This window comes from Luteimonas sp. 100069, assembly GCF_003813845.1.
GTDB lineage: Bacteria > Pseudomonadota > Gammaproteobacteria > Xanthomonadales > Xanthomonadaceae > Luteimonas > Luteimonas chenhongjianii.
The window spans coordinates 1,043,731-1,068,972 of record NZ_RPFN01000001.1 but is presented as its reverse complement, the minus strand read 5'-3'; the positions used below and the strand labels follow the sequence as shown (position 1 = coordinate 1,068,972).

Here is a 25,242-nt window from a genome sequence, read left to right as displayed (position 1 = left end):
GCGGCAGAGCCGCTTCACGGCAATGCACGCGTGGCCGGACCATTTCCCGCGGCGTCGCCGTGTGCGCCTGGCCGCCGGGATCAGGGCAGGCCGAGTTCCGGCAGCGCGATGTCGGGCACCCGCACATCGGGCCCCAGCACATGGAACAGCTCGCCCAGGGTCGGCCAGCCGAAATACGGGGCCAGCCACCAGTAGGCCGCGATGACGATCAGCACCGTCACGATCAGGCGCAACACCACGCCGGCCACCTTGAAGGCCAGCCAGATGCCGAGGATCACCAGCACGAAGCCGAGCCAGCTCATGCGGCGACGCCATCCTGCAGCGGACGCAACTGGGGATCGAGTGCCACGCGCGCGTCGAACACGAAACAGCGGCCGTCGTAGCCGAAGCCGCCAATCTGCTCGAAATAGCCCAGGATGCCGCCGTCGAGCTGCAGCACGTTGTCCATGCCGTCGGCGCGCATCCACAGCGCCGCCTTTTCGCAGCGGATGCCACCCGTGCAGAAGCTGACCACGGTCGCATCGCGCAGTGCCTCGCGGTGCGGCGCCAGCGCGTCGGGCAGCTCGGTGAAATTGTCGATCGGCAGAGTCAGCGCGCCCTCGAACGTGCCGTGAGCGAATTCCTCGCGGTTGCGCGTGTCGAGAAGCACGAGTCGCCGGCCGGCATCGTCGTGGCCCTGGGCGATCCAGCGCGCCAGCACCGCGGGCGCGACCTCGGGCGCCCGCGCGGGCGCGGTGAGCGGCATGGCTTCAGGCTTGCGGAAGCTGATGATCTCGGGTTTGACCTTGACCTTCAGGCGGCCGAAGGGCTGCACCGCACTACCGCTGAGCTTGGCCTGCAGCGTCCCGAAGCGGACATCGGCGCGCAGCGCGGCGAGCAACGCGTCGATCGCCTCCGGCGCTCCGGCCAGGAACAGGTTCACGCCTTCCGGCGCGACGAGCACGGTCCCCAGCAGGCCGCCTTCCACGGCGAGACCGTGCAGCCACGCGGCGACGTTGTCGGGATCGTCGATCGCGACGAAGTGATAGGCGGCGAGGTTCTGGATCATGGCGCCATTGTAAGGTCGGGATCGCCGCAGCGATCCGCGACCCCGCAGCGGTCGTCAGCGCTCGTGGTTGTCGCGGACGAAACGGTCGAAGAGGCGCACGCCGTAACCCGAAGCCCCCATCGGAACCGTCGATACCTCGCTGCCGTCGCGCCAGGCCATGCCGGCGATGTCCAGGTGTGCCCAGGCACGGCCGGCATCGACCCACTCGCCGATGAAGTGCGCCGCGGTGCCCGAGCCCGGACGCCCGCCGCCATTGCGCAGATCCGCGATCGGCGACTCCAGCATCTTGCCGTAGCCCGGATGCATCGGCATGCGCCACACCGGCTCACCGGCCGCCTCGCCTGCGCGCTGCAGCTGCGTGGCCAGCGCGTCGTCGCGGGTGAAGAGGCCGGCATAGTCGTTGCCCAGTGCGGTGACGATAGCGCCGGTCAGCGTGGCGATGTCGACGATCACGGCCGGGTTGTCCTGGCGCTGCACGTACCAGAGTGCATCGACGAGGACCATGCGGCCCTCGGCGTCGGTGCTCATGATCTCGTAGGTGCGGCCGGAGGCGGTGCGCACCACGTCGCCCGGGCGCGAGGCGGTAGACGACGGCATGTTCTCGGCCAGCGCCGCGACCGCGACCGCGTTGACCCGCGCGCCACGGCCGGCAAGCGCGAGCACGGCGCCCGTGGCGCTCGCCGCGCCGGCCATGTCGTACTTCATCCGCCACATGTTCTCGCTGCCCTTGATCGAAAGGCCACCCGAATCGAAGGTGATGCCCTTGCCGACGAAGGCCACCGGCGCCTCGCCGCGCGCGCCACCGTTGTAGCGGACGAGCATCAGGCGCGGCGGCCGCACACTGCCCTGGCCGACGGCCAAGAGGCTGCCCATCCCCAGGCGCTCCATCGCGGGCACGTCCAGCACCTCGATGCTGACGTTCGGCTTGCCCGCGAACGCAGCGCGCGTACGTGCGACGAATTCCTCCGGATACAGCGCGTTCGCCGGCTCGGTCACCAGGTCGCGCGCGAACGCGACGCCTTCGGCGACCGCCTGCCAGTCGCCATCCCAGCTGCGTGCGGCCGCGGCGCCTTCCGGGCTGCGCACGACCAGGCTGCCCTGCCCCGCCGGCGAATCCTCGCGCTGCTTGCGGTAGGTATCGAAGCGGTACTGACCCAGCGTGGCGCCGAAGGCCAGCTGCGCCGCGGCGCCGGGCTCATTTCCGTCCCAGACCACGTCGACCTGGGGCGCGCGGCTGCGCGCCGCAAAACGCCCGACATGGCCGCCCACCTGTTCGATGCGCTGCGCATCGGCGGGCCCGCTGCCGGCACCCACCAGGAGGATATGGTCGTACCCGGCCATGCCGGGCAGCTCGAGCTGGCTGCCGAGCTTTCCGCTGAAGCCTGCCGACGCCGCCGCGCGGGTCAGCGCGCCATTGCTGGCGGCATCGAGCCGGGCGAATGTACCCGCGCGAGACGCGCCCTCGGCCACTTCCTCCACCGCCAGCACGAGGGTGCCGGTGGCCGGTGCGCCATGCGCATCGAAGCGGACGTCACGCTGCGCAGCGGCTGGCAGGGAAAAGGTGGCGATCAGGCTGGCGAGCAGCAGGGGCTTGAGCGGGCGGAACGAACGCATGGCAACTCCAGACAACGGCGGGACGTGCCCCGGGGCGGGCACTGGCAACCCGCGACCATAACAACGCCTGCTCGCGCGCGGGCCTGCCGGAGGTCATGGCGGTGGAAGGTCAACCATTCGCTGCGCCACCCCGGCTGGCGCAGACATCGGTGACTCGCGGCAAGGGGCGTTCCGTCCACGGCTGCGCGAAACTGGCCGCCGATCGTGCGCGGCGTACGCAGCGCGAGGTAGCTGCCCTTCGGGCGCGAACGCAGCAGCAGAGCCAGCTCCCGGGCATCGCCCATCCACGTTTGCTCAGGTGTCCGCGAGCGGGCGGCTGAGATCGGAACGCAAGCGCCGGCTTCGTCCGGGCTGTCGCGGATTGGTCGCGGTCATCAAGGACCGGCGCGCGATCGATAGGCGCGGCTGCGAGACCGCGGATCTGCGCAGCAGACGCAACGCGGACCGCCAGGGCGTCTCAGCGCGAGAGCATGTAACCGGGAACCGCCATCAGCCCGATCAGGAAGATGATCGCCAGCACGATCATGACCAGCCGCACCGGATCGGCGCGCGCGATATCGGCAAACGTCTCCGTGGTGCCCTCGCGCTCGGCACGTTCGCGCGCTGCGCGTGCCCGCGCCTGGCGCCCGCGCTGGTACTCCGCCATCAGGCGCTTGGCCTCGGCGAAATCCTCGTTGTTGCGCAGCCAGATGCCGCCATGCGAGATACCGAACGGGCTGGGTCTGGTCTGGTACCACTCCATGCCGGCGGCATCGAGGAAGTCGCGCACGTCGGCGGCTTCATCCTCGGGAACGTAACGCAGATTGAGCAGCAGCTTGGCCATGTGGCGATGATAACGCGGGGCCGCGCGGCCCAGCCCTGTGTTCAACGCTTGGTGGTCACCGCGCGTCGCAGGTTGTGGCGGGCCTGGGCGTCGAAACGCGCATGGAACCCGTCGTCGAGGAAGATCCGTTCGCGGGCCAGCAGGCCCTTGAGGAAGCGGCGACGGCCCAGCGCATACGTCCAGCGCGGCACATGCCGGTATTCGGCGGCGATGCCGCGGTCGTAGGCATCGAACGCCGCGGGCGACGCGCCAAGAATGGCCATGTCGCAATCGAGGAACCGGCGGGTGTCGTCGCCGCGGGGATCGCGGGGAAAATCATCGGCGACGAGCTGGCCATGCCGCGCCGTCAGCTCGATGAGCTCGGCCACGCGTGGAATGTCGATCCCCGCATCCGGCAGCCAGCGCGCAATCTCCGCGGCGGCCATCGCCGCCGAGCGCGCCTCGTTGTCGTCCCGGCGCGCGTCGTAGATGGCGTCATGGAACAGCATCGCCAGATAGACCTCGCGCGGCTGCGCCCAGCCGGGGCCCTCGGCCACCTCGTCGTAGAGACGCAGCAGCGCTTCGATGTGATCGAGCGAATGGTAGGCACGCGGCGGATTCCCATAGGCGTCGACCAATGCCGCATCCAGGGGCTCGGGCAGTACGAGCGGCGAGCGCGCCGGGACCAGTGCACTCACGCCGTGCCCCACGGACGCACCACGAGCAGGGCACCAACGCAGACCAGCGCCGCGCCTGCGAGGCGCACCGCATCGACGGGCCGCGGCGTCGACAGCACGCCGAGGTGGTCGACCACGAGCGAGCCTACGACCTGGCCGAACACGATCAGGCAGATCAGCGAAGCCGCGCCCAGGCGCGGCACGAGGAGGGTGCCGCAGAACACGAAGACCGCGCCGATGATTCCGCCAAGCCACAGCCCGGGCGGCAATGCCGCCAGCTCGCGGAACGACGGCCAGGCCGTGCGCGCCACCACCAGGACCATCGCCAATACCAGCGTGCCCACCGCGAACGACACGAAGGACGCGAACAATGCGCCTGCAGTGAGGGCGCCGAGCCTCGCATTGAGCAGCGCCTGCAGCGGCAGCACCATGCCGACGATGGCAGCCAGTGCCGCGCTGCCCAGCAGCCAGAGGTTCATCGCGGTCTCCCGCCAGACAAGAAGAAGCCCAGTCTAACGCCGGGCGAAAACGCACTCGCCGCCAGTCTGGAGCTGCACGCTGGGCGGCCTGCGAGCGTCCGGGGCCGCCATATCAACAGCGCCTGTGACCTCGATACCGCCCTGCACCACGCGGTGCGCTCGCCTACCCGGCTCAGCGTCCACTGCATGTTCCAGCTGACGCGGATGCCCCGCGGCGATCCGATCTCCGGCGGATCTCGGCCGGGGTCGCAAGAGCCCAGCGCGAATGACGTGCGCCGCGCCGTGGCCGACGCCAGCGGCAGCGGCAGCGGCAGCGAAAAACCCATGCTCGCGCGGCGGTGGTTTTCACTCAGCCAGCGTCGGGTTCACGCAGGTCGGCCGGGTTGCCGACGCCGTCGATGGCCCGCAACGCGGCCTCGCCGAGTACCGACTCGCGCGACCAGCCGGCCAGCGACGCCGCCGCATCCACCGCGTGCGCCCAGGTGCAGCGGTTGGCGAAAAGCATGCCAGGCACATCGAGCGTGCCACCGCGGCTGATGTAGCCCAGCGCGGTCATCCTGGCCGGCCCCTCGTCGATCCGGCGCAGCACGCCGAGCATGGGTTCGGGCCGGGTGTGGCTCAGCAGCACGCGCGGCAGCCCCGGCGGGAACAGCGCCTGCAGCGCGGCGTCGTCGAGCACGAACCCGGCCTCGATCGCATCGCGCGGCGCGCGCAGCCGGCCCGGTTCCAGCACCACGGTCACGCAGGCACGGCGACCGTGCGCGGCCAGATGCGCATGGGCCTTCATCGCTTCGTCCAGCTGGTAGGCGCCGATCGCGACCAGTTGCACCTCGGCATTGAGCGGGCTGCCGATGGCGACAGCGGCGCCGCGTGCGACGGCCATCTGCGCCGCATCTGCGGCAAAGTGCTGGACCACGTCGCGCTTGGACACCACCACGCACGCCACCTCGCCGCGGCCGCCGTAGATCGCGCGCAGGCCCGCGGTGGCGGTATTGCCGTCGACCGGAAACAGCACGCGCGCGGTGTCCGACATCTCGCCCAGCAGTGCCTCGCCGATCGTGGGGTCCTGGTGGGATTGCTCGTTCTTGGAGTTCTCCCAGGTATGCGACGTGACCACGAGCGGCACCGATATCCAGCCCGGCGACTGCCCCAGCTCGCGCTGGCGCCGCGCGAACACCACCTCCTGGCGCAGCAGGCCCAGCATCTTCATCGCGAAGGCCTCGTAGCTGACGATGAGGTTCAGCCCGCCCTTGTTGCCGAGCGCGGCCGCGGCGACCGCTTCCTCGTTGAGCGCGGTGATCACTGCCCCGTGCAACGACTCCGCCACCCCCGGCTCCGGGACGTTGACCCGGTGCTTGAGCCGCGCGAGGGTGCCACCCATCTTGTTGCTGGCCAGCTCGTCCGGGTTGCCCACGCGTACGCGCAGGCCCGGGTTGGCCTCCACGAGCGCCACGAACCAGTGATCGATCGAGACCATCGCACTCCCGATGGCGCGCGGCGTCTCCCACTGCGGCTCGGGCAGCAGCGGCGCCGGCGGTCGACGATGCGCCATGGCATGGGCACTTTCGGGTGGCCGATGCTGGCGCCGATGCACGGACAGGGTGTCGAGTGCCGCGTCCAGCTCGGCGGGCGCGACATGCAGCGCCTGCGCGCCTGCATTGAATGCCGCGCGTGCGTGCGCATCCGCGTGCGGATTGCTGGACAGCGGCAGGTTGTGCGCGGCATTGGTGCCCGCACCAGGGAATCCGAAGCCCTTTTCGGTCTCGGCTATGACATAGGGCAGCGGGGCCGGATAGCGACGCTCGTGCTGCTCGGCGAATGCCTGCAGGGCGGCCTCGGCCTCGATGATCGCGCAGGCGATGGCCGCCGGATCATGTCCATCGACGATGACCGGCGCGAAATCGTTATGACGCAGGTCCTCCGACAGCCAGGTCGCGCCGCCCTCCTGCACGATCTGGGTGCGCTGCTCGATGCGCCGGCCGTTGAGGATCATCACCGGCACGGCCATCCCGCAGTCCTCGGCACGCCACCATCGCGGCGCCCAGTCCGAGCCACGCTGCTCTTCGAACGCACCATCGCTGAGGAAGGCCACCAGCCGCTCGCCCGGCAGCGGCATGTGCACGTACTGGAGTGCGGCGAAGCCGAGGTAGCCGCCCTCCGACACCGCGCCTGCGGTATTGGGGCCGGCGTGACTGCCGACGGGCACCGCGGACCGGCCGTCGGCGCCGATGGCGTAGGAGTAGAAGTCGCAGATCAGCTTGGACAGACTCGCCTCGCTGCGGTCGTAGCGGCCCCGTTGCGTCGCCGAAACGTCGCCGGTCAGCGCATTGACCGCCTCGATCGCGGCGACGCAGTGGCCCTGCCCCATCAGCCACCCGCGCGTGGTCGAGGTCAATGCGTTCGCCAGCAGGTAACCGACGAACGCCGGCACCATGTTCAACGCACCGCCGGTGTGGCCTTCGGGCACCGGCTTGAAGTCGATCGCCTCGAGCGGTGCGCCGGACAGGTCGATCCGACGTGCATAGGTCATGTGCGCGACCACGCTCATCGCCACGCAGGCCACCCGGTCGGCCGCCGCCAACAACGCCCGGGCCGAGGCGAGGTCCTCGATGCGGCCTGCGGCATGCAGCCGTATCAGCAGCCGTTCGACGCGTTCGATGGTCTCGGGGCGATGCACGATGGGGCCGTGGCCGTCGTGCCAGCTCGGTTGCAGGGGGGCGTTCGAGACCATCGGGAATCCTCCAGGGGAACGTTCGATCCGAATTGCGGTTTGCGAACCGGCCGCGGGCTGTCCCGATCCGGCGTCTCGCCCTGCGCGCCAGGCGCACGGTTGCCGGTCAGTCAGCCACGCAGCCTGTAGGACGGCCTCCGGCGGCGCTGCGGACTGCAGGGTGCGGCGCTGCCCTCTTGGACATGCTGCGCGCGCGGACCGTGCCGGAGCGCGAAGGAACCCGCCGCAATCGCATCGCTATGACCGGGCCGGTGAGAGACCTGTGCGCGGGCGGGCGGCCCTCCGCCCGGAACGCGCGCCGAGCCGCCCCCGGCCGAGTCCGGGAGTTCATACACCGGCGCACCCGCCGTTCGCCCGGCACGTCTGCTGCCGGATACAGACAACAGGGGCGGCGGCGTGCGCGCTTTCATCCCGTTACCAGTCGCCGCGCATGGCTCGCGGCAATCCATTCTTCGTTGGTCGGCTCGACGCCGACGATGACCGCGCTGGATGGCGCCGAGATCGTGGTCGCATCGGCTGCATTGGCCACGGGGTCCAGCGCCACCCCCAGAAATGCCAGGCCATCGCAGACCCGCTTCCGGATCTCCGCGCTGTGCTCGCCGACGCCCGCGGTGAACACCAGCAGGTCGAGCCCGCCGAGCACCGCCACCTGCGCGCCGATCTCGCGCACGATGCGCCGCACGTACAGCGCCAGCGCATCGCGCGCACGCGATGCTTCCGGCTCGTCCCCTGCCTCCAACGGCAGCAGCACGCGCGGCTCCGACGAGATGCCCGACACGCCCAGGAGTCCGGACTGGTGGTAGAGCACATGCGCCACCTCCTGGAGCGAGAGCTTCTCGATCTCCATCATGTAGAGCAGCGCCCCCGGGTCCAGAACGCCGGTGCGCGTGCCCATCATCAGCCCGTCGAGTGCGGAGAAGCCCATGGTTGTCGCCACGCTCCGCAGTTCGCGCATGCCGCACAGGCTTGCGCCACTGCCGAGATGGGCGACGATGGTGCGGCCGCGCGCGAGCGCGCCATGGCGCTCGGGCAATGCGACCGTCATGTAGGCGTACGACAGGCCGTGGAAGCCGTATCGACGCAGGCCGCGCTCCCAGGCCGCATACGGCAGGGGCAACTGTCTCTCCACCTTGTCGAGGGTGTGGTGGAACGCGGTGTCGAAACACGCAACCTGCGGAATATCGGGGCGCTCGCGCAGCAGGATCTCCATCGCTTCCAGCGCGAAGGGCTGGTGCAGCGGCGCGAGCGGCACATAGGAAATCAGATCCGCGAGCACCGCCGCGTCCACCCTGATCGGCGCTGCATATTTCACCCCGCCATGCACCACGCGATGCGCCACGGTGACGATGCGCCGGCCTTCGAGACGGACGGCAAGACGCTCGCTGATGATCTGCAGCGCCGCGCGATGGGGGTCGCTTGCGTCCAGCGTGACCGCGAACGGTGGCACGCCGGTTTCACCGAAATCCGGCGTCGAGCCGCCGATGCCCTGGACCTTGCCATTCCAGGCCGGTACGCGCGCCGGTGGTCCCTCGCCGGCTTCGAACACGGCGAACTTGATGCTCGACGAGCCGCAGTTCAGCACGAGAATCAGGTCGGATCCGTGTCCGCTCATCGTCGTCGGCTCAACGTGCCGTGTAACCGCCATCGGCGAGCACCGCGCTGCCGGTCATGAAACTGGCGCCCTCGGACAACAGGAAGGCCACCGCGTGCGCGATCTCGTCGGGGGCGCCGAGCCGGCCGATCGGATGCTGACCGACCAGCGCGTCGCGCGTTTCCGGATCCAGGCCATCGAGAATCGCTGTATCGACGTAGCCCGGATGGATGGAATTGATGCGGATGCCCTGCGCCGAATACGCCAGCGCCGCCGAACGCGTCAGGCCGGTCACCCCGTGTTTCGCAGCGACGTAGGCCGGTGCATTGGCATCGCCCACTACCCCGAGGATCGACGACATGTTGACGATCGCCCCGCCGCCCGCTTCGAGGATCGCCGGCACCTGGTACCGCATGCCGTACATCACACCGCTCAGGTTGATGTCGATGACGCGGCGCCAGTCTTCGGGCGACAGTTCGCCTACCGGGGCGAGCGTGCCGCCGATGCCGGCGTTGTTGAAGGCGAAGTGCAGCCCGCCATAGGTCTGCGTAGCGCATTGCACCGCGGCTTCCAGATCGGCTTCGCGCGAGACGTCGGCGACGTTGGCGACCGCCCTGCCCCCTGCGGCTTCGATCTGCGCCACGACCCGCGCCACCGGCTCGGGGCTCACGTCCGAAGCGACGACAGCGAGACCATTGGCAGCGAGCAGACGGGCCGTGGCCGCACCGATGCCGGAACCCGCGCCGGTGACCAGAACCACGTCGCCTGAAAATGTGTATTGCATGGGAAGCTCCTGTGTCGGGAAACGATGGCGCGCCGCCAGGGCGGCTCGCACCAGCAGTGGATCAACAGCAACGCGTTCACCCATGAGGCGATGCGATTCATGGTGGCCGGCGCGGCTGGTCTTCACGAACAACCCGGCTCGGGCGCAGGCCAGCATGCCCCGCCGCGACGCGGCAGCCGCGGCTGACACCGCCCCGGGATCGGACGCACAGCTCGCGCGACTCATCGCGCACCGTCCGGGCGGAGTTCTTCGAACACATCGAGACGGCGCAGCAGCCATTTCTCGAGTTCCAGCACCAGCAGCAGAGCGACACCCACCAGCACGATCACCACTCCTTCCAACAGCGGCACCGGTCGGGTGTCGAAGGCCATCTGCATCCACGGCAGATAGGTGAAGGCCAGTTGGGCCACGACCACGCCAGCCACTGCCCACAGCACGGCAGGCGTGCCGCGCAGCCCGCGCAGCGAGAAGGAACTGGCATGCAGATAGCGCAGGCTGAAGAGGTAGAAGATCTCCAGCACGCACAACACGTTGACGACCATGGTGCGCGCAGTGGCGACGTCGTGCCCACGTGACTGGGCCCAGCTGAAGATGCCGAAGGCGCCCGCACAGAACAGCAGCGACACGAGCACGATACGCCACAGCATGAAGGGCGAGACCAGAGGCGCATCGGCGTGACGCGGCGGCCGTCGCATGACGCCGGCTTCGGGGGGCTCGAAGGCCAGTGCCAGCCCCAGGGTGATGGTGAGCACCATGTTCACCCACAGGATCTGCGGCGGGGTCATCGGCAGTACCCAGCCGAAGGCGATCGCCATCACCACCGCCAGGGCCTCGCCGCCATTGGTCGGCAGGGTCCAGGCGAGCACCTTGCGGATGTTGTCGTAGACCGCACGGCCCTCGTACACGGCCGCGGCGATGGACGCGAAGTTGTCGTCGGCCAGCACCATGACGCTGGCTTCCTTGGCCGCTGCGGTGCCTTTTCGACCCATCGCGATGCCGATGTCGGCCTGCTTGAGCGCCGGCGCGTCGTTGACGCCGTCACCGGTCATCGCCACCGTATGCCGACGCGACTGCAGGGCACGCACGATACGCAGCTTGTGTTCGGGCGTGGTGCGGGCGAACACGCTGGCCGCCTCGGCGAGTTCCGGCAGCTCGTCATCGGACACGCTGTCGAGCGCCTGGCCGGTGACCACGCGCACCCGGTCGGCGAGCTTCAATTGACTGGCGATCGCGGCCGCCGTGGCAGCGTGGTCGCCGGTGATCATCTTCACCGCGATGCCGGCGCTGCGGCATTCGGCCACGGCGCGCACGGCCTCCTCGCGGGGCGGATCGATGAACCCGACGAAGCCGGCGAACACCAGCCCGTGCACGTCCTCCAGCGCGAAGCGCGACGGTAGGCCGCCGAGACGCCGCCATGCGAAGCCCAGGACGCGCTGCCCCTCGACACCGGCGACATCGATGGCGCGCTGCCATAACCCGGTGTCGAGCGGCGCCTCGGAGCCATCCGCCGCCGCTTGGGCCCGACTGAGCAAGAGCACCTGTTCCGGCGCACCCTTGACGCAGATGAGGGCGCCATGACCGTCCGCCTCGGCGTGCAGCGTCGCCATGAAACGATGCCCGGCGTCGAACGGCACCTCGTCGATTCGCGGGTACCGGCGGGCCATGGCGGCAGCATCGAGTCCGGTCTTGCCGGCCAGGGCCAGCAGCGCCCCCTCCATGGGATCCCCGACGATGCGCCAATCCGTCTCCCGGCCATACAGGCGGGCGTCGTTGCACAGCAGTCCGAGGGTCGCGACCCGCGTTCCGGCGGTCAGTGCCGCACCGCCGCCGGTCTCGGCCAGCACCTCGCCCCGAGGCGCATAGCCACTGCCGAGGACCCGCAGGCGGCCGGCGCTGGTGCCGATGCTGCGCGCGGTCATCTCGTTGCGAGTCAGCGTGCCGGTCTTGTCCGAACAGATCACCGTGGTCGCGCCCAGCGTTTCCACCGCGGGCAGGCGCCGCAAGATGGCATCCCGGGCCGCCATTCTGCGCACGCCGATCGCCAGCGTGATGGTGATGACCGCCGGCAGGCCTTCGGGCACCACGCCGACCGCCAGCGCCACCACCACCAACAGCGCATCCATCCACGGGTAGTCGCGCACGGCGACCGCGAACACGAACAGGACGACGGCCGCGACCAGGGCGACCGCAGTGAAGCCCCGGCTGAAGCGGGCGATCTGTCGCAGCAGCGGCGTGCTCAGCGTCTCGACCTGGCCGAGCAGCGCACCGATGCGACCGATCTCGGTCGCGGAGCCCGTCGCCACCACCAGTGCGGTGGCCTGCCCCGCCGACACCAGGGTGCCGGAATAGAGCATCGACGTGCGACTGCCCAGGTCCGCGCTCCCGGCCACTGGCGCAGCGGATTTTTCCGCAGGCACCGATTCGCCGGTGAGTACCGACTCATCGACGCGCAGCCCGCGCGCGTGCAACACCCGCGCGTCGGCGGGAACGCGGTCTCCAGCCTCGAGCATCAGCACGTCACCGGGCACCAGCGTGCCGACTCCCACCTGCACGCGTCCGCCGTCGCGCAGCACGCAGGCGGACGGCGCGAGCATGGTACGCAGCACCGCAAGCGACTGCTCGGCGTTGCCCTCCTGCACATAACCGACCACCGCGTTGACGGTGACCACCACGACGATGACCACCGCGTCCACCACCTGACCAACGAGCAACGCGATCAGCGCTGCAGCCAGCAGGACCAGGATCAACGGATCGTTGAAATGTCGCAGGAAACGGCGCCAGCCTGGAGTCGGCGTCGGTGGCGGCAACGCATTTTCCCCGTATCGACGAAGCCGCGCAGCGGCGTCTGCACTCGCCAGACCTTCAGTGGTGGCAGCGAGCAACCGCAGGCAGGCCTCCGCGTCCAGCGAATGCCAGGGCGTGACCGTCGCCCCGGCCGGAGACGGCGCCGATCCGGGTGTTTCAGCCATCATGCTCACGGTCTCTGCCGACCGCGCCAAGCGGTTGAGCGGAGACCGGAATCTCCTTCCAGGGTTCGGACATCGCGTGCCGGGTCAATCCGGGAGTGGCGTTGACGGCGGCGAGCGCTTCACTGCCCGCGCGCTCCCCGGTCCGCCCCGCGGTCGCGAGGCCGATGGCGAACGCCTTCTGCACGATCGTCGCGGCCCGGGCCAGGCCCTGGCCGTCGCCGAGCCGCCTCTGTACCTGCCGATACGGCGCGCTGGCGGTAAGCGAGGTCAGGGCGTGCCAGTCACCGCTGCCGGGTAGTTCGCGGACCTCGCGGTCGAGCGCAACGATTTTCTCCCCGATCACGTGGGCCGCGAACTCTGCCCAATGCTTTCCGCCCTGATGTCGCAGGCGCGCCAGCTGCGGAGGGAGTTCGGGATTGGCGTGCAGGAACTGGAGCGGCAGTGCAGCCTGATCGGACATGTCCTTGCCTCCGGTTCGAACGATTGGCAGGCGCGGTGCCTGGCCGGAGGACGGTCGCAACCGCCCGGTCGTGCGCGGAGCCCGCTGCGCGTGCGCCTCAGGCGCATCCATCATAGCCACGCCCGGTGAGGCATGGACGCCCTTCGCGATCGCCCGTGCAGCCGACCTGCGCCCCGCGGGCCGGACATGAGAAAGCCCCGGCATCTGCCGGGGCTTTCCATGGATCGACGAGAGTGCGCTATGGGCACGGTGTTGCCTGTGCACCGGGCGCAGCGCCTGGGTCAGCGCGCGTTCTTCATCGCGAGCTTGCGGGAGCGCATCACGTCGTGGCATGCGCGCACCTCCGGCATCAGACGCACGACGATGTCACGCGCCGCAGGCGGCGTGTCCGCATCGCGCGAAACATGGTCGAAGGCTTCCAGCAGACGGTCTTCCGACTCCTCCAGCTCGGCCACATAGCCGTATTCCTTGTCGCCGAGCGCGGCGCGGATCTTGCCGTACATGTGCTGCATGCTGCCGACGAACGTGCCCGAGTCCTCGGGCTTGCCGCCGGCCGCCTGCACCGCGCTGGACAGCTCGTTGACGATCTGAGCCTTGGTCGTCGCCATGCGTGCGAACAGCGTACGCAGTTCGGTGTCGTCGACCTTCTGCGCGGCCTCTTCGTAGAACTCCTTGCCGTCGCGGGCAATGGCGATCAGGTCGTTGAGGGTGTGTGCGGTCTTGTTGGACATCAGGCTCTCCAGTTGGAAAAAGTTGGCGGCGTGATCTCAGCCGTATCGACCGCCTGCATGCATCCTGCCGTCGGAATCTGGCGGCGTGCGCGGCGGAAATCGATGAGGGGACCTTATCGGCGCACTCGGCAACGACGCGTGATGCGGAGGCGACGATCCCGTGAACAGCTGCGGCGTACGCGCAAACCATTCCCGGGTCAGTCGTCGTGGCTGTTTCGGCGAGCGGGTTCAGCTTCGCCAGGCCCTCGGCAGGCTTCCGACTGCGCTGGCCAAGTTCACAATGAGGCGATGTCGGCTGGAGGATTTACTACGTGGCTTACGGGTCTCCACAAGGCGACCCCCTCGCCACGACCGGCATTCAACCCTGAAACCTGCCTCGCCTGCCCCCCGATTGCCGATGCAGCCGCGTCAGTTCAACCGCGCATCCCGTCCAGCAGACGCCAGACGATCAGGACGAAGCCATCGTGGATCAGCAACGTGGCGATCGTCTCCAGGGCCAGCGCAATCACCACCACCCAGCGTACGGGCAGGCCCAACGCGATTGTGAACCCGAGCAGGGCGAAGGCGGTGTCCGCGAGCGAATTGAGCACGCTGTCGCCGCGATAGTCGGGCGCGGCGTTGGCCGCGTTGTTCAGCACCAGGACTACCCAGGGCGTGTTCTCGATCATCTCCCAGATGGTGCTGCTGATCAGCGCGAGCAGCGCCCGGTCGATGACTGGCCATCGCGGGCGAAGCCAGGAGAAGACGAGATAGAGTCCCATGCCGAAGGCGACGTGCAGCGACGAGTACGCGTCGGCGATCTGCTGGGAGTTCTGCGAGGGATCCGCTCCGGATTGCCACAGCGAGACCACCCCGCACGGGCAGGTCAGGCTGCGTCCCATCCATAGCAGCCACCACACATGGACCGCGAGGGTCGCCGCCACGACCACTCCGACATGGCGAAGCCAGCGCAGCCGGGGAAAGGCGAGTCGCGCGTCCCTGTGCCAGCCGGAACGTCGCGTCATGCGGGAAGACGCCGCATGGGCGCCGCCGCGCACGTGCCACCGCAGGGTCGCCCTGCGCTCGGTGGCACCGCCGGCCTCGCCCCGATGCGGGCCCACCCTGCTGGGGCGCGCGCCGACGCGGCAAGGCCTTTCATATCGCGCTGACGCGGTGCTTCATGTGCGCTGCGTATCATCCTGCGTCCGCTGTCGGTGTCGCCCATGTCCATTCTGACGAACGTCGCGGTTTTCCTGTGCAGCCTGGTGGCGATGGAGCTGGTCGCCTGGGGCGCGCACAAGTACATCATGCATGGCTGGGCCTGGGGCTGGCACCGCTCCCACCACGCGCCGCGACGCGGCTGGTTCGAGAAAAACGATCTCTTCGCGCTGGTGTTCGCAGGTCTGGCCATCGCGTTGATCTACCTTGGCAGCCGCGGCTGGCATCCACTGGAGTGGGTGGGCGCCGGGATGACCGCCTATGGGTTGCTCTACTTCGTCGCGCACGACGGGCTGGTCCATCATCGCTGGCCGTTGCGCTACGTGCCGCGCAAGGGATATCTCAAGCGTCTCTACCAGGCCCATCGCATGCACCATGCGGTGGATGGCAGGGAGGGCTGTGTCTCGTTCGGCTTTCTGTGGGCGCCCTCCGTGGAGCGGCTCAAGACCGAATTGCGCCGGATCCACGGCGGGCCCATCCGCAGGCCCGGCGCCGGAGCTTCAGGCGAACGCGACTGACGGCCGTTGCCACAGCTGCGCGGGCCTCGGTGCCGCGGCCTGCCACCTGGAGCGCAGCGCCATGCCGGTGGCGCGTGCCAGCAGTCGCAGTTTTGCGGCGCCGGAAGTGGTGACGCGGCGATCCCAGGCGTGCGTGCCCTGCGCCCGGACCCGCAGCCCGATTTCCCGGTAGACCCCATGTGCCGCGCCCACCGCCCAGGCGGAGCGGAGCGGCAGCGCGGCGAGCCCGCCGTGAGCGGACGCGTAGTAAGGCTCCGCAGCGTCGATCAGCTGCGCCGCCAGTACCGCGAGCGCGCCGCGATGCGGAGGCGCGTCGAATCCGCGCCTGGGCAGGCCACGCGCGTCGAGCCAGCTCTCGGGCAGATAACAGCGGCCGACCGCCGCGTCGTCGACGATGTCGCGCGCGATGTTGGTGAGCTGGAAGGCGATCCCGAGGTCACAGGCACGATCGAGCGTGGCCTCGTCGTCGACCCCCATGACGCGCGCCATCATCAGTCCGACCACGCCGGCCACGTGGTAGCAGTACTGCAGCGTGTCGTCGAAGGTGCGGTAGCGGTGGCCTGCGGTGTCCATCGCGAAGCCGTCGAGATGTGCCAGCGGCAGTTCGACAGGGATGCCATGCGCGTTCGCCACCGCCTGCAGCGCGGCGAACGCCGGCTCCGCCATCGGCTCGCCCGCACAGGCCTGGCGCGTCCGTGCGTACAACCGGCGCAGCCGGTCATCGCCGTCGGCGACCGGCGCCGGCGCCGGCGCCGTCGCCGTCGCCGCGAAGCCATGCTGCTGGCCATCGACGACGTCATCGCAATGACGGCACCAGGCGTAGAGCAGCACCGCGCTGCGCCGGGTCGCGGGAGCGAACAGCCGCGAGGCGGTCGCGAAACTCCGGGAGCCGACATCGATCGATCGATAGGCATGCTCGAGCAGCGCCGTGGTCACCGGCCGACCTCCTCGAGCATCAGCCCCGCGGTGGCCTTGGCGGAGCCGACGACACCCGGCACGCCGGCCCCCGGATGGGTACCGGCCCCCACCAGATAGAGATTGCGGATGTCCGCGTCGCGGTTGTGCGGGCGGAACCATGCGCTCTGGGTGAGCACGGGCTCCAGCGAGAACGCAGATCCGTGATGGGCGTTGAGCGTGTCGCGGAAATCGAATGGCGTGATGAACCGGCTGGTCACGAGGTCGCGGCGCAGGCCGGGCATGTAGAAGCGCTCGAGATAGTCGAAGATCCGGTCGCGATAACGCGGACCCTCGACGTCCCAGTCGATGTCGGCGTTGCCCAGGTGCGGCACCGGCGCGAGCACGTAGTGGCTGCCACATCCGGGCGGCGCGAGCGAGGGATCGGTCACGCAGGGCGCATGCAGGTACAGCGAGAAATCGTCCGCAAGCGCCGGCCCGCTGAAGATCTCGTCGATGAGTCCGCGATAGCGTTGGCCGAAGCAGACAGTGTGATGGCGCAGCTGCGCATGGTGCCGGCTCAGTCCGAAATAGAGTACGAACAGCGACATGCTGAAGCGCTTGCGCTTGAGCGTCGCGGCCTGGCGCGCGCCGCGCGGGTGGTGCCCGAGCAGCCGGTCGTAGGTGTGCACCACGTCGGCATTCGATGCCAGCACGTCCAGCGTGAACGTGCGCCCGTCGGCCAGAGCCACGCCCGCCGCGCGGTCCTCCACCACCTCGATCCGCGCCACATCGGCGTCGAGTTCGATGCGACCTCCCAGATCCGCGAACAGCCGCACCATGCCGCGCACCAGAGCGCCGGTCCCGCCGCGCGGAAACCACACGCCCCACTCCCGCTCCAGCGCGTGGATCAGCGTATAGATCGATGAGGTCCGGAACGGATTGCCGCCGACCAGCAGCGAGTGGAACGAGAAGGCCTGGCGGAGCTGCTCGTCCTGGATGAACCGCGAGACCATGCCGTAGACGCTCTTCCAGGCCTCGAGCTTCGCGAGCTTGGGGCCCGCCCGGAGCATGTCGCGGAACGACAGGAACGGGACCGCGCCCAGTTCGATGTAGCCTGCCTCGAATACCGACTTCGAATAGGCCAGAAACCGGCGGTAGCCGGCGACATCGGCAGGATTGCGGGCATGGATCTGGCGGTCGAGCGATTCCTGGTCGTTGACGTAGTCGAAGTGCGATCCGTCCTCCCAGCACAGCCGGTAGAACGGATCGACCGCCAGCAGCTCGACGTAGTCGGCCATGCGCTTCCCCGACAGGGCGAACAGTTCCTCCAGCGCCAACGGATCGGTGATCACCGTGGGGCCGGCGTCGAAAACGAAGCCCTGGTCTTCGTACACGTAGGCGCGCCCACCGGGCTTGTCGCGTTTTTCGAGCAGCGTGGTGTCGAAGCCGCCGGCCTGCAGCCGGATGGCGAGCGCCAGCCCGCCGAAGCCCGCGCCGATCACCACTGCGCGCTTGCGTGCAGTCATCTGGAATTCCTGGTCTGGACAGGGTCGGCGCGCATGGCACGCCATGCCTGACCGACCGGGACGGGGGGTTTGCCGGCCACGATCCTGAGCTTGTCGAGCAGCGTCAGGCGGTCGGCATAGAACCGGGCGATCAGGCCGTCGGACAGCCCGTAGAACCGCTGCATCACGCGCCAGCGATCCGCGGGCCGGCCGGCCATGAACAGCATGCGGTTGAGCAGGCGGAAATACCCCTGGCGGCGCCAGCTCGCGGCGGCTTCGTCGCGGGTCAGCGCATGCAACCCGGCCGCATCGAGCTGCATGCTGGCCGCGATCCGCTCGGCGAGACGGACCGCATGCGGCAGCGAATAACCGGTGGTGGCATGGAACAGGCCCGCGGCCAGCCCGGCGCGCGGCTGCTCACCACCCTCGCTCCAGAAACGGTCGAAATCGCCGCCGAGCACGATCGGCAGCACGCCATGCTCCTCGCGCAGCCACTCGGCGATCGCCCAGCCGTGGCCACTTGCATAGCCCGTGATGTTGGCGCCCAGCGCTTCGAAATCCGCTGGCGCCTCGTCGACGTAGTGGGTGTCCTCGATGAGCAGGACGTCTTCCGCGAACGGCAGCACGTAGACGAAGCGGTAGCCCTGCCCCTGCGTCACATCGGCGTCCATGATCAGCGGCACGTCCACGCCATGCGGCTGCGCAGTGCGCACGACACGGCCCAGGAATGCCTGGTAGCCCAGAGCGACATGCGGACTGGGGCGCGCGCCACGTCCGTCGATCACCGCGCCCGCGCTCAGCACGCGTCCGTCGCCGAGCGTGACGGAGGTCGGCGTGATTGCGCTGACGTCCGCTCCACACCACAGCGCATCGCCGAGCGTGGCCTGCAGCTCGGCAGCGAGATCGCCCGACAGCATGCTGGCGTAACCCCCGTCGAGCCGGCGCTGGCGCTGCGGAAAGCGCACCGCATGGGCAGGCCAGCGATGGCGGACCAGAGGTGCCAGCCACCGGTGCTGGGCGGGCGTGAGATCGGTCGAATGGAACGACCAGGTGTGCTCGCCACAGGGCTGCGCCGCGCGCTCGAGCATCAACAGTCGCATCCCGGGGCGCAACGCCCTGAGACGCAGCGCGATCAGTGCATTCGCCAGCCCGCCGCCGACGAGGATCAGATCGTACCGGGTGTCCATCAGGCCGCCGACGCCAGGACCGGCTGAGCGGTCCCGGCGACCGATTCGATGATGTCGGCCGCGCGCTCCGCGCCGCCTGCCGCAGCCACCGATCCACCCAGACTGCGCGCGCGCAGCGCGAATGCGGATTCGTCGAGCAGGCGCGTCAGGCGGGCCCGCAGCTGCCCTGCCGTCGCCAGCCGCGCCGATGCCCCCAGACCGATCCCGGCGTGGATCACGCGCGCGGCGACGCCGGGTTGATCGAACGCGATGGGCAGCGCCAGGATGGGCGTGCCGGCGACGCAGGCATCGAGCACCGTATTGAGGCCGGCATGCGAGACCACGGCATCGGCGCGCGCCAGCATCGCCCGCTGCGGGACCGACTCCACGACCTGGACGACGCCGGGCACCGCGAGCGATGCGACCTGCGCCGGGGTGAGCCCGCCGCAATGCGCGATCACCAGTTGCAGGTCCCGCTGCCGGCAGGCGCGGGCGATGCGGCGGAAGATCGACAGGCGCTGGCCCTGCAACGTGCCCAGCGATGCGAAGACGACGGGCCGGTCCGGCGCCAGCGGCAACGTCAGCGCGGGATCCGGCGCGCGGTCACGCAAGGGCCCGACATGATGGAAGTTCGGCGGCAGCTGCCTGCGCGGGAACTCGAGCTCGGCCACGGTCTGGCTGACCTGCGCATACGGCGACAGGCATTCGTGCAGGGCGCTGCGCGGCCGCAGGCCGAACACCGCAGCGTGGTGCGCGATGACCCGTGCATGCGGCGCCATCATGTAGTCGTAGACACGGCTGCTTGCCGCATAGAGGTGACGCGCCTGGTCGCTGTCCGCGAACCGCCATGGCATCACCGGCAGGGGAACGCCGGGCTCGCGATCGACCGGCAGCGCACAGGCCACCGAGATCCAGGGCAGATCCAGCGCTTCGGCAACCAGGCCCCCCGCGGCCTCCATCTGGTCGCTGACCACCGCCTCGATCCCAGCGCGGGCGAACGCGTCGGGCAGCGCTCTGCACAGCATGTCGGTCGCAGCCGCGACGTCGGCGATCACGCGCCGCAGCCCCAGCGGACCGCCCGGCCGCGCCGCGCGTTGCAGCACGCCCGCCAGCGCGCCGCGCGGATGGCTTGCCCTGCCGACCGCGCGGAACGCGATGCGCGGATCCTGCAGCAGCGAAGCCGCGTCGGCCTGGTGGAAGAAGGTGACGCGGTGACCGCGCTCGACCAGCACGCGCGCCACTGCCTGGAGCGCGCGCATGTGGCTCGGAAACGGGGGTGCGACGAAACCGAAGTGGGTCATGCCGACGGCGGCACCTGGATCGGAGGACGTCCGTGCAGCGTAGCGGTCCGCAGCGCCCGCAAGTCGGCGCTGCCGGTGCAGAAGCAGGCAATCCGCAGCTGGCGGATCAGCACGTCGAAGTGCGAGATGACCGATTCGGTGGACACCACCGCCTCGGCCAGCAGCGAGGCCGCCTGGCCGACAAGGTCCGCTCCCAGCGCGAGGGCCTTGGCCGCATCGACGCCGTCACGGATGCCGCCCGAGGCGATCAGCAGGGTATCCGGCAGGGCCGCGCGGGCATCGATCAGCGCCCGGGCGGTCGGAATTCCCCAGCCGGTGAACGCCATGGCCACGGCGCGATCGGCCGGATTGCAGGCACGTTCGCCTTCGACCGCGGCCCAGCTGGTGCCGCCGGCACCGGCAACGTCGATCACCGAGACGCCCGCCTCCACCAGGCGACGCGCCACCGCCGGCGACAGGCCCGCCCCGACTTCCTTCGCCACCAGCGGCACGTGCAACTGCCGCGCCAGCCGCTCGATGGCCTCGAGCACACCGCGCCAGTCCCGGTCACCGCCCTGCTGCACGGCTTCCTGCAGCGGATTGAGGTGCACGATCAGGGCGTCGGCATCGATCATCTCGACCGCACGGCGGGCCAGGTCCACGCCGCCCTCGCGCAGCTGCGCGGCACCCAGGTTGGCGAGGATCGGCACGTCCGGCGCGCGCCGCCGCAGCTCGCGCGTCAGGCCGTGGTCGGCGCCGGTCTCGAGCGCCACGCGCTGCGATCCGACTGCCAGGGCAATGCCCAGGGCCTGCGCCGCTTCGGCCAGATGCCGGTTGATGCCCTGGGCGCGCAATGCGCCGCCGGTCATCGAACTGATCAGCACCGGCGCGCGCAGGGCGCGTCCGAACAGGCTCGTGCCGAGCGCCACCGCATCGAGGTCGAGCTCGGGCAGCGCGCAGTGCTCGAAGTCGAACGCGGCGAAACCGGTCGTGGCCGTGGACCGGGCGCGGGTATGGTCGAGCACGATGTCGAGATGGTCGTTCTTGCGCGCGACCAGCGGAGCGCCCTCGGGCAGATTGGCCGCCAGCTCCATCAGTGGACTCCGAACAGACGCTGGCAATACGCATCCAGCAGCCCGTCCTCGCCATAGACCGACGCCAGCGCATCGCTCGCATTGCGCAGATGGGCTTGCAGCCGGTTCCGGACCTCGCCGATGCCCAGCACCGCGAGCAGGGTCGACTTGCCCACGTCCTTGCCCGAGTCCTTGCCGGTGCTCGCGCTGTCGTGGCGGTCGTGCAGATCGTCCTGGAGCTGGAAAGCCTGACCGAGTTCCAGCGCGGCCCGGCCCAGCGCCTTGCGCGTCGCCTCGTCCGCCTCGGCGAGCAGCGCGGTCATCTCCAGCGCCGCCGCGAACAGTGCACCGGTCTTGAGCGCATTCGTGTCGACGATCTCGTCCACGCCATCCGCCCCGGCGCCGCGCAGGTCCAGGCACTGTCCGCGCACCAGACCCTGCGGGCCCACAGCGCAGGCCAGCACCCCGACCAGCTGGGTACGCACGGCCGGCGCCACCTCGCCGAGCGCGGCGACGGTGGCGAACGCCTGGCTCAGCAGACCGACCGCTGCCAGGGCCGCGACATCCTCCCCGAAGCTGCGGTGGAGCGTCGGCCGGCCACGGCGGAGTTCCGCATTATCCATGCACGGCATGTCGTCGAGCACCAGCGAGGCCGTATGCACCATTTCGATGGCACAGCCCAGATCGAGCAGTGCAGGCGTGTCGCAGCCGAGTTCGCGGCCTGCGATGAGCATCATCTGCGGGCGGGTCCGCTTTCCGCCGGCCAGCGCACCCTCGCGCATCGCCATGGCCACCAGGTCACGATGGTCGGCGGGTCTGGGCAGCAGGTCCGCCAGACGCGCATCGATCCTGGCCCCGAGAAGCGCCGGCGTCAGGTCATCCCGCGGTGGAGTCGCCAATGCTCTCATGCAGGATCCTCGGGGCAGCAGGGTCGAACTGCGTGCGGGTTCGCACCCGGCCCAGAGGCTGCCGGGACGCCGGGCGATCTTGGCGCAAGCCGCGTAAAAGCGGCGCTCACACCGCGCGGCGCGTCGGCGCCGCAAGGGCCCCGCGGGTCTTGCACCATCGTAGCCCCCGCCCCTCGCAGGGCCCCCCCAGCCATCGGGCTGCCCAGCGCATCGCATCCAGGCGCGCCTGGCTCGGCAAGGCCCTGCCCTGCGGGCTTGCAATCGCGGCCGCTCCGGGCGCACGCATACCGGGGACAGATTGCGGTCCGGCAGACGGAAGGCCGTCGTGCGCGCGGCAAGGAGCGCCCTGATGATCGGCTGCACGCGCTCACCCGCCCCGGCCGCCACCCGGGTCGGACCGCCTCGATCGCTTGAACCGGCTGTCAGGCCACGCAAAAAAAAAGCGTCCGCCAGGGGCGGACGCTTTCGTGCGGTGCGGGATGCGGCGGTCAGGCCGTCTGCAGCTTCCGCGAGGTCGTGGAACGACGCGGACGGCTCGGGAACGCATGCCGCAGGATACGCCAGGCCACCTCGCCGAACTGCCTCGGCAACGACCCCGTGTTGTAGGGCTGCCCGTAGCGTGCGCAGATCTCGCGGACCTCGACCGACAGTGCGCCGTAGCGATGCGCGGGCACGTCGGGATAGAAGTGATGCTCGATCTGGTGGCTCAGGTTGCCGGTCAGCAGGTTCATCAGGCGCCCGCCACCGATGTTCGACGAACCGCGCAGCTGACGCATGTACCAGTGGCCGCGCGACTCGTTGCGGATCGATTCCTTCGGGAAGGTCTCGGCGTCCGCGGTGAAGTGGCCGCAGAAGATCACCACATAGGTCCAGACGTTGCGGATGCCGTTGGCGACCAGGTTGCCCAGCAGCACCGGCAGGAAGAAAGGACCGGCCAGCGCGGGGAACAGCACGTAGTCCTTCAGCAACTGGCGGCCCATCTTGCGGCCCACCGGCGCGAAATCGCGGCGCATCTTGCCCTTTGGCATCTTGCGGGCAACCCAGCGGCCGAGCTTGAGTTCCTGGATCGCCACGCCCCACTGGAAGTACAGCGCGAAGACCACCGCGATGAACGGCTGCAGCAGGTAGAACGGGCGCCAGCGCTGCTCGGGGAAGATGCGCAGCAGTCCGTAGCCGATGTCGTCGTCCATGCCGCGGACATTGGTGTAGGTGTGGTGACGGAAATTGTGCGAATGCCGCCAGTTGTCCGACGTCGCCACGATGTCCCACTCGTAGGTGTGGCTGTTGAACTGGGGGTCGGCCATGAAGTCGTACTGGCCGTGGATCACGTTGTGGCCCACCTCCATGTTCTCCAGGATCTTCGCCAGCCCCAGCATCAGCGCGCCCAGGATGCATGCCGGCCACAGCAGCCATGGCACGAAGGCGCCACCGATCGCGCCGACCATCAGCAGCGCGCGGCCGCCGAAGCCGATGAAGCGCATCCAGCGCACGACGTTGCGGATGTAGTCGGCGTCTACCTTGCCGACCTGGGCCATCGTGCGCGCACGCAGCGCATCGAGCTCGGCGCCGAAGGCATCGAGTTCCTGCGGGGAGAGGCGTCGCGTGGCAGTGAGCTTGGACATGTCGACTCCGGAATTGAAGACAGCGCGACCGGGGACGGGCGCACCTTGTAAAGAGGGATTCAAAGATCGAGAACGAGGTCGGACACGGCGCTGCTGACGCACAGCTTCAGCGCCGCCGTGGCTTCGGTGTGGGGGGTGCCGGTGCGCAGGTCGCGAGTGGCGCCAACCGCCTTGCCGCAGGCGCAGGTATTGCAGATGCCCATGCGGCAGCCGGATTTCGGCTTCAGGCCCTCGGCTTCGAGTGCCTGCAGCAGCGGTACCCCGCGCGGCAGCTGCAGGGCACGCCCGCTGCGCGCCAGGCGCACTTCAACCGTGCCGCTGTCATCGGTGGCCGGCATCGGAGGTGGCGTGAATGCCTCGCTGCGCAGCAGCGGGACGCGGCCCTCGACCAGTGCGGTCGCCGTCGCCACGAAACCGCCCGGGCCGCAGGCATACACCTGGCGCGCAGCAAGATCGGGCACAAGCGCATCGAGCAACGCGGCATCGATGCGGCCAGCCGCCTCGTCATCCGCGCTCGCCGTCTCGCGGGTCAGCACGAAACGCACGTTGAAACCGGGATGGCGCGCGGCCAGCGCACGCAGTTCCTCGACGAAGCACAGCTCGGCACGCGTGCGGGCCCAGTACACCAGCGTCACCGGAACCGGCATGCCCTGCCCTGCCAGCTGCCGGACCAGGGCCATCAACGGCGTGACGCCGCTGCCCGCAGCGAGGAACAACCAGGCGCCTTCGGGCTTCGCCGGCAGGACGAGATCGCCGAAGGCCGGTCCGATATCGAGCACGTCGCCGCGGCGCGCAGCGGTCAACAGGTGACCACTCATGCGGCCACCGTCGACGCCCTTCACCGTCACCGTCACCCGGCCATCGGCCGCAACCGGCGCATCGAGGCTGTAGCTGCGGGTGATCCGCACGCCGTCGATCTCGGCCGTCAGGTTGACGTGCTGGCCGGGCAGTGCCCCCGCCCAGTGGCGGTTCGGCTTGAGCGTGAGCGTGACGGCATTGGACGCCGCAGAAGCGACTGCGACCACGCGTGCAAGTGCGCGATCCCAGCTCCAGGTCGGATGCAGCCGCTGGGCCCAGAAATCGAATACAGGCGGCGCGACGAAAGGGGTGGCGAGCCTGCGCAGGTGACTGCGTCGGACGGATTTCGTGGGCTGGACGGTCGACATGGGAACGACTGTACACCCATCCGC

The 25,242-nt window shown here is 69.6% G+C and carries 23 protein-coding genes; 2 read left to right on the top strand and 21 right to left on the bottom strand.

What is annotated here, in order from left to right:
- Positions 1-80: 80 nt before the first annotated feature.
- From EGK76_RS04735 to EGK76_RS04695, 9 genes are all read right to left on the bottom strand, one after another.
- Positions 81-302, bottom strand: coding sequence for a hypothetical protein (locus EGK76_RS04735; protein ID WP_096298709.1), 222 nt, complete (start codon positions 300-302; stop codon positions 81-83).
- A complete protein-coding gene (locus EGK76_RS04730; protein ID WP_123831805.1) occupies positions 299-1,048 on the bottom strand; it encodes a sulfurtransferase in 750 nt (249 codons plus the stop codon). Before EGK76_RS04730 ends, EGK76_RS04735 begins: the two co-directional genes overlap by 4 nt.
- Positions 1,049-1,102: 54 nt before the next feature.
- Positions 1,103-2,662 (bottom strand): leucyl aminopeptidase, encoded by a 1,560-nt coding sequence (locus EGK76_RS04725; protein WP_123831804.1) that lies wholly within the window; start codon positions 2,660-2,662, stop codon positions 1,103-1,105.
- Between the two features lie 457 nt (positions 2,663-3,119).
- Positions 3,120-3,485, bottom strand: coding sequence for a DUF6164 family protein (locus tag EGK76_RS04720; RefSeq protein ID WP_123831803.1), 366 nt, complete (start codon positions 3,483-3,485; stop codon positions 3,120-3,122).
- Between the two features lie 41 nt (positions 3,486-3,526).
- A complete protein-coding gene (locus EGK76_RS04715; protein WP_096300581.1) occupies positions 3,527-4,153 on the bottom strand; it encodes a hypothetical protein in 627 nt (208 codons plus the stop codon).
- 5 nt (positions 4,154-4,158) lie between these two features.
- The gene (locus tag EGK76_RS04710; protein ID WP_123831802.1) at positions 4,159-4,620 is read right to left on the bottom strand and encodes a DMT family transporter; all 462 of its coding nucleotides are present in this window, start codon (positions 4,618-4,620) and stop codon (positions 4,159-4,161) included.
- A 349-nt stretch (positions 4,621-4,969) separates the two neighbouring features.
- A complete protein-coding gene (locus EGK76_RS04705) occupies positions 4,970-7,351 on the bottom strand; it encodes a xylulose 5-phosphate 3-epimerase (protein ID WP_123831801.1) in 2,382 nt (793 codons plus the stop codon).
- 406 nt (positions 7,352-7,757) lie between these two features.
- Complete coding sequence (locus tag EGK76_RS04700; RefSeq protein WP_123831800.1) at positions 7,758-8,963, bottom strand: acetate/propionate family kinase; 1,206 nt, start codon at positions 8,961-8,963, stop codon at positions 7,758-7,760.
- 10 nt (positions 8,964-8,973) lie between these two features.
- Positions 8,974-9,726: an SDR family oxidoreductase gene (locus EGK76_RS04695; RefSeq protein ID WP_096298722.1), complete on the bottom strand. Its 753-nt coding sequence runs from the start codon at positions 9,724-9,726 to the stop codon at positions 8,974-8,976.
- A 24-nt stretch (positions 9,727-9,750) separates the two neighbouring features.
- On the opposite strand from EGK76_RS04695, the gene EGK76_RS15355 reads away from it, so the two are divergent.
- Positions 9,751-9,912 (top strand): hypothetical protein, encoded by a 162-nt coding sequence (locus EGK76_RS15355; RefSeq protein WP_158613447.1) that lies wholly within the window; start codon positions 9,751-9,753, stop codon positions 9,910-9,912.
- Between the two features lie 35 nt (positions 9,913-9,947).
- Here EGK76_RS15355 and EGK76_RS04690 read toward each other — a convergent pair whose 3' ends face one another.
- The 4 genes from EGK76_RS04690 to EGK76_RS04675 form a co-directional block, all read right to left on the bottom strand.
- Complete coding sequence (locus EGK76_RS04690; protein WP_199730850.1) at positions 9,948-12,695, bottom strand: HAD-IC family P-type ATPase; 2,748 nt, start codon at positions 12,693-12,695, stop codon at positions 9,948-9,950.
- A complete protein-coding gene (locus EGK76_RS04685; protein WP_123831798.1) occupies positions 12,688-13,155 on the bottom strand; it encodes a hypothetical protein in 468 nt (155 codons plus the stop codon). The genes EGK76_RS04690 and EGK76_RS04685 overlap by 8 nt, the downstream gene beginning before the upstream one ends.
- A 281-nt stretch (positions 13,156-13,436) precedes the next feature.
- Positions 13,437-13,886, bottom strand: coding sequence for a PA2169 family four-helix-bundle protein (locus EGK76_RS04680; protein ID WP_123831797.1), 450 nt, complete (start codon positions 13,884-13,886; stop codon positions 13,437-13,439).
- 413 nt (positions 13,887-14,299) lie between these two features.
- Positions 14,300-14,890, bottom strand: a complete 591-nt coding sequence (locus EGK76_RS04675) for a DUF2585 family protein (protein ID WP_123831796.1) — start codon at positions 14,888-14,890, stop codon at positions 14,300-14,302.
- A 198-nt stretch (positions 14,891-15,088) separates the two neighbouring features.
- Between EGK76_RS04675 and EGK76_RS04670 the strand changes: the two genes are divergently transcribed.
- A complete protein-coding gene (locus EGK76_RS04670; protein ID WP_123831795.1) occupies positions 15,089-15,601 on the top strand; it encodes a sterol desaturase family protein in 513 nt (170 codons plus the stop codon).
- Here the strand turns inward: EGK76_RS04670 and EGK76_RS04665 are convergent.
- The 8 genes from EGK76_RS04665 to EGK76_RS04630 form a co-directional block, all read right to left on the bottom strand.
- Positions 15,584-16,537 carry a phytoene/squalene synthase family protein gene (locus tag EGK76_RS04665; protein ID WP_123831794.1) on the bottom strand — a complete coding sequence of 318 codons (954 nt, stop codon included), beginning with the start codon at positions 16,535-16,537 and terminating at the stop codon, positions 15,584-15,586. The two genes, EGK76_RS04670 and EGK76_RS04665, sit on opposite strands and share 18 nt — an antisense overlap.
- On the bottom strand, positions 16,534-18,024 hold the full coding sequence (locus tag EGK76_RS04660) for a phytoene desaturase (RefSeq protein ID WP_123831793.1): 1,491 nt from the start codon (positions 18,022-18,024) through the stop codon (positions 16,534-16,536). The genes EGK76_RS04665 and EGK76_RS04660 overlap by 4 nt, the downstream gene beginning before the upstream one ends.
- The gene (gene crtY / locus EGK76_RS04655) at positions 18,021-19,190 is read right to left on the bottom strand and encodes a lycopene beta-cyclase CrtY (RefSeq protein WP_096298738.1); all 1,170 of its coding nucleotides are present in this window, start codon (positions 19,188-19,190) and stop codon (positions 18,021-18,023) included. Before crtY ends, EGK76_RS04660 begins: the two co-directional genes overlap by 4 nt.
- Positions 19,190-20,470 (bottom strand): glycosyltransferase, encoded by a 1,281-nt coding sequence (locus tag EGK76_RS04650; protein WP_096298740.1) that lies wholly within the window; start codon positions 20,468-20,470, stop codon positions 19,190-19,192. The genes crtY and EGK76_RS04650 overlap by 1 nt, the downstream gene beginning before the upstream one ends.
- Positions 20,467-21,543, bottom strand: coding sequence for a type 2 isopentenyl-diphosphate Delta-isomerase (gene fni / locus EGK76_RS04645; RefSeq protein ID WP_123831792.1), 1,077 nt, complete (start codon positions 21,541-21,543; stop codon positions 20,467-20,469). Before fni ends, EGK76_RS04650 begins: the two co-directional genes overlap by 4 nt.
- Positions 21,543-22,430 carry a polyprenyl synthetase family protein gene (locus EGK76_RS04640; RefSeq protein ID WP_096298744.1) on the bottom strand — a complete coding sequence of 296 codons (888 nt, stop codon included), beginning with the start codon at positions 22,428-22,430 and terminating at the stop codon, positions 21,543-21,545. The genes fni and EGK76_RS04640 overlap by 1 nt, the downstream gene beginning before the upstream one ends.
- A gap of 488 nt (positions 22,431-22,918) precedes the next feature.
- A complete protein-coding gene (locus EGK76_RS04635; RefSeq protein ID WP_096298746.1) occupies positions 22,919-24,052 on the bottom strand; it encodes an acyl-CoA desaturase in 1,134 nt (377 codons plus the stop codon).
- A 59-nt stretch (positions 24,053-24,111) separates the two neighbouring features.
- Complete coding sequence (locus tag EGK76_RS04630; protein WP_096298748.1) at positions 24,112-25,218, bottom strand: ferredoxin reductase; 1,107 nt, start codon at positions 25,216-25,218, stop codon at positions 24,112-24,114.
- Positions 25,219-25,242 lie beyond the last annotated feature (24 nt).

What these genes read in the sequence shown, in the direction of transcription:
- EGK76_RS04735 (WP_096298709.1), bottom strand. Translation starts at nt 302, where the DNA reads ATGAGCTGGCTCGGCTTCGTGCTGGTGATCCTCGGCATCTGGCTGGCC.
- EGK76_RS04730 (WP_123831805.1), bottom strand. Translation starts at nt 1,048, where the DNA reads ATGATCCAGAACCTCGCCGCCTATCACTTCGTCGCGATCGACGATCCC.
- EGK76_RS04725 (WP_123831804.1), bottom strand. Translation starts at nt 2,662, where the DNA reads ATGCGTTCGTTCCGCCCGCTCAAGCCCCTGCTGCTCGCCAGCCTGATC.
- EGK76_RS04720 (WP_123831803.1), bottom strand. Translation starts at nt 3,485, where the DNA reads ATGGCCAAGCTGCTGCTCAATCTGCGTTACGTTCCCGAGGATGAAGCC.
- EGK76_RS04710 (WP_123831802.1), bottom strand. Translation starts at nt 4,620, where the DNA reads ATGAACCTCTGGCTGCTGGGCAGCGCGGCACTGGCTGCCATCGTCGGC.
- EGK76_RS04705 (WP_123831801.1), bottom strand. Translation starts at nt 7,351, where the DNA reads ATGGTCTCGAACGCCCCCCTGCAACCGAGCTGGCACGACGGCCACGGC.
- EGK76_RS04700 (WP_123831800.1), bottom strand. Translation starts at nt 8,963, where the DNA reads ATGAGCGGACACGGATCCGACCTGATTCTCGTGCTGAACTGCGGCTCG.
- EGK76_RS04695 (WP_096298722.1), bottom strand. Translation starts at nt 9,726, where the DNA reads ATGCAATACACATTTTCAGGCGACGTGGTTCTGGTCACCGGCGCGGGT.
- EGK76_RS15355 (WP_158613447.1), top strand. Translation starts at nt 9,751, where the DNA reads ATGGCGCGCCGCCAGGGCGGCTCGCACCAGCAGTGGATCAACAGCAAC.
- EGK76_RS04690 (WP_199730850.1), bottom strand. Translation starts at nt 12,695, where the DNA reads ATGGCTGAAACACCCGGATCGGCGCCGTCTCCGGCCGGGGCGACGGTC.
- EGK76_RS04685 (WP_123831798.1), bottom strand. Translation starts at nt 13,155, where the DNA reads ATGTCCGATCAGGCTGCACTGCCGCTCCAGTTCCTGCACGCCAATCCC.
- EGK76_RS04680 (WP_123831797.1), bottom strand. Translation starts at nt 13,886, where the DNA reads ATGTCCAACAAGACCGCACACACCCTCAACGACCTGATCGCCATTGCC.
- EGK76_RS04675 (WP_123831796.1), bottom strand. Translation starts at nt 14,890, where the DNA reads ATGACGCGACGTTCCGGCTGGCACAGGGACGCGCGACTCGCCTTTCCC.
- EGK76_RS04670 (WP_123831795.1), top strand. Translation starts at nt 15,089, where the DNA reads ATGTCCATTCTGACGAACGTCGCGGTTTTCCTGTGCAGCCTGGTGGCG.
- EGK76_RS04660 (WP_123831793.1), bottom strand. Translation starts at nt 18,024, where the DNA reads ATGACTGCACGCAAGCGCGCAGTGGTGATCGGCGCGGGCTTCGGCGGG.
- crtY (WP_096298738.1), bottom strand. Translation starts at nt 19,190, where the DNA reads ATGGACACCCGGTACGATCTGATCCTCGTCGGCGGCGGGCTGGCGAAT.
- EGK76_RS04650 (WP_096298740.1), bottom strand. Translation starts at nt 20,470, where the DNA reads ATGACCCACTTCGGTTTCGTCGCACCCCCGTTTCCGAGCCACATGCGC.
- fni (WP_123831792.1), bottom strand. Translation starts at nt 21,543, where the DNA reads ATGGAGCTGGCGGCCAATCTGCCCGAGGGCGCTCCGCTGGTCGCGCGC.
- EGK76_RS04640 (WP_096298744.1), bottom strand. Translation starts at nt 22,430, where the DNA reads ATGAGAGCATTGGCGACTCCACCGCGGGATGACCTGACGCCGGCGCTT.
- EGK76_RS04635 (WP_096298746.1), bottom strand. Translation starts at nt 24,052, where the DNA reads ATGTCCAAGCTCACTGCCACGCGACGCCTCTCCCCGCAGGAACTCGAT.
- EGK76_RS04630 (WP_096298748.1), bottom strand. Translation starts at nt 25,218, where the DNA reads ATGTCGACCGTCCAGCCCACGAAATCCGTCCGACGCAGTCACCTGCGC.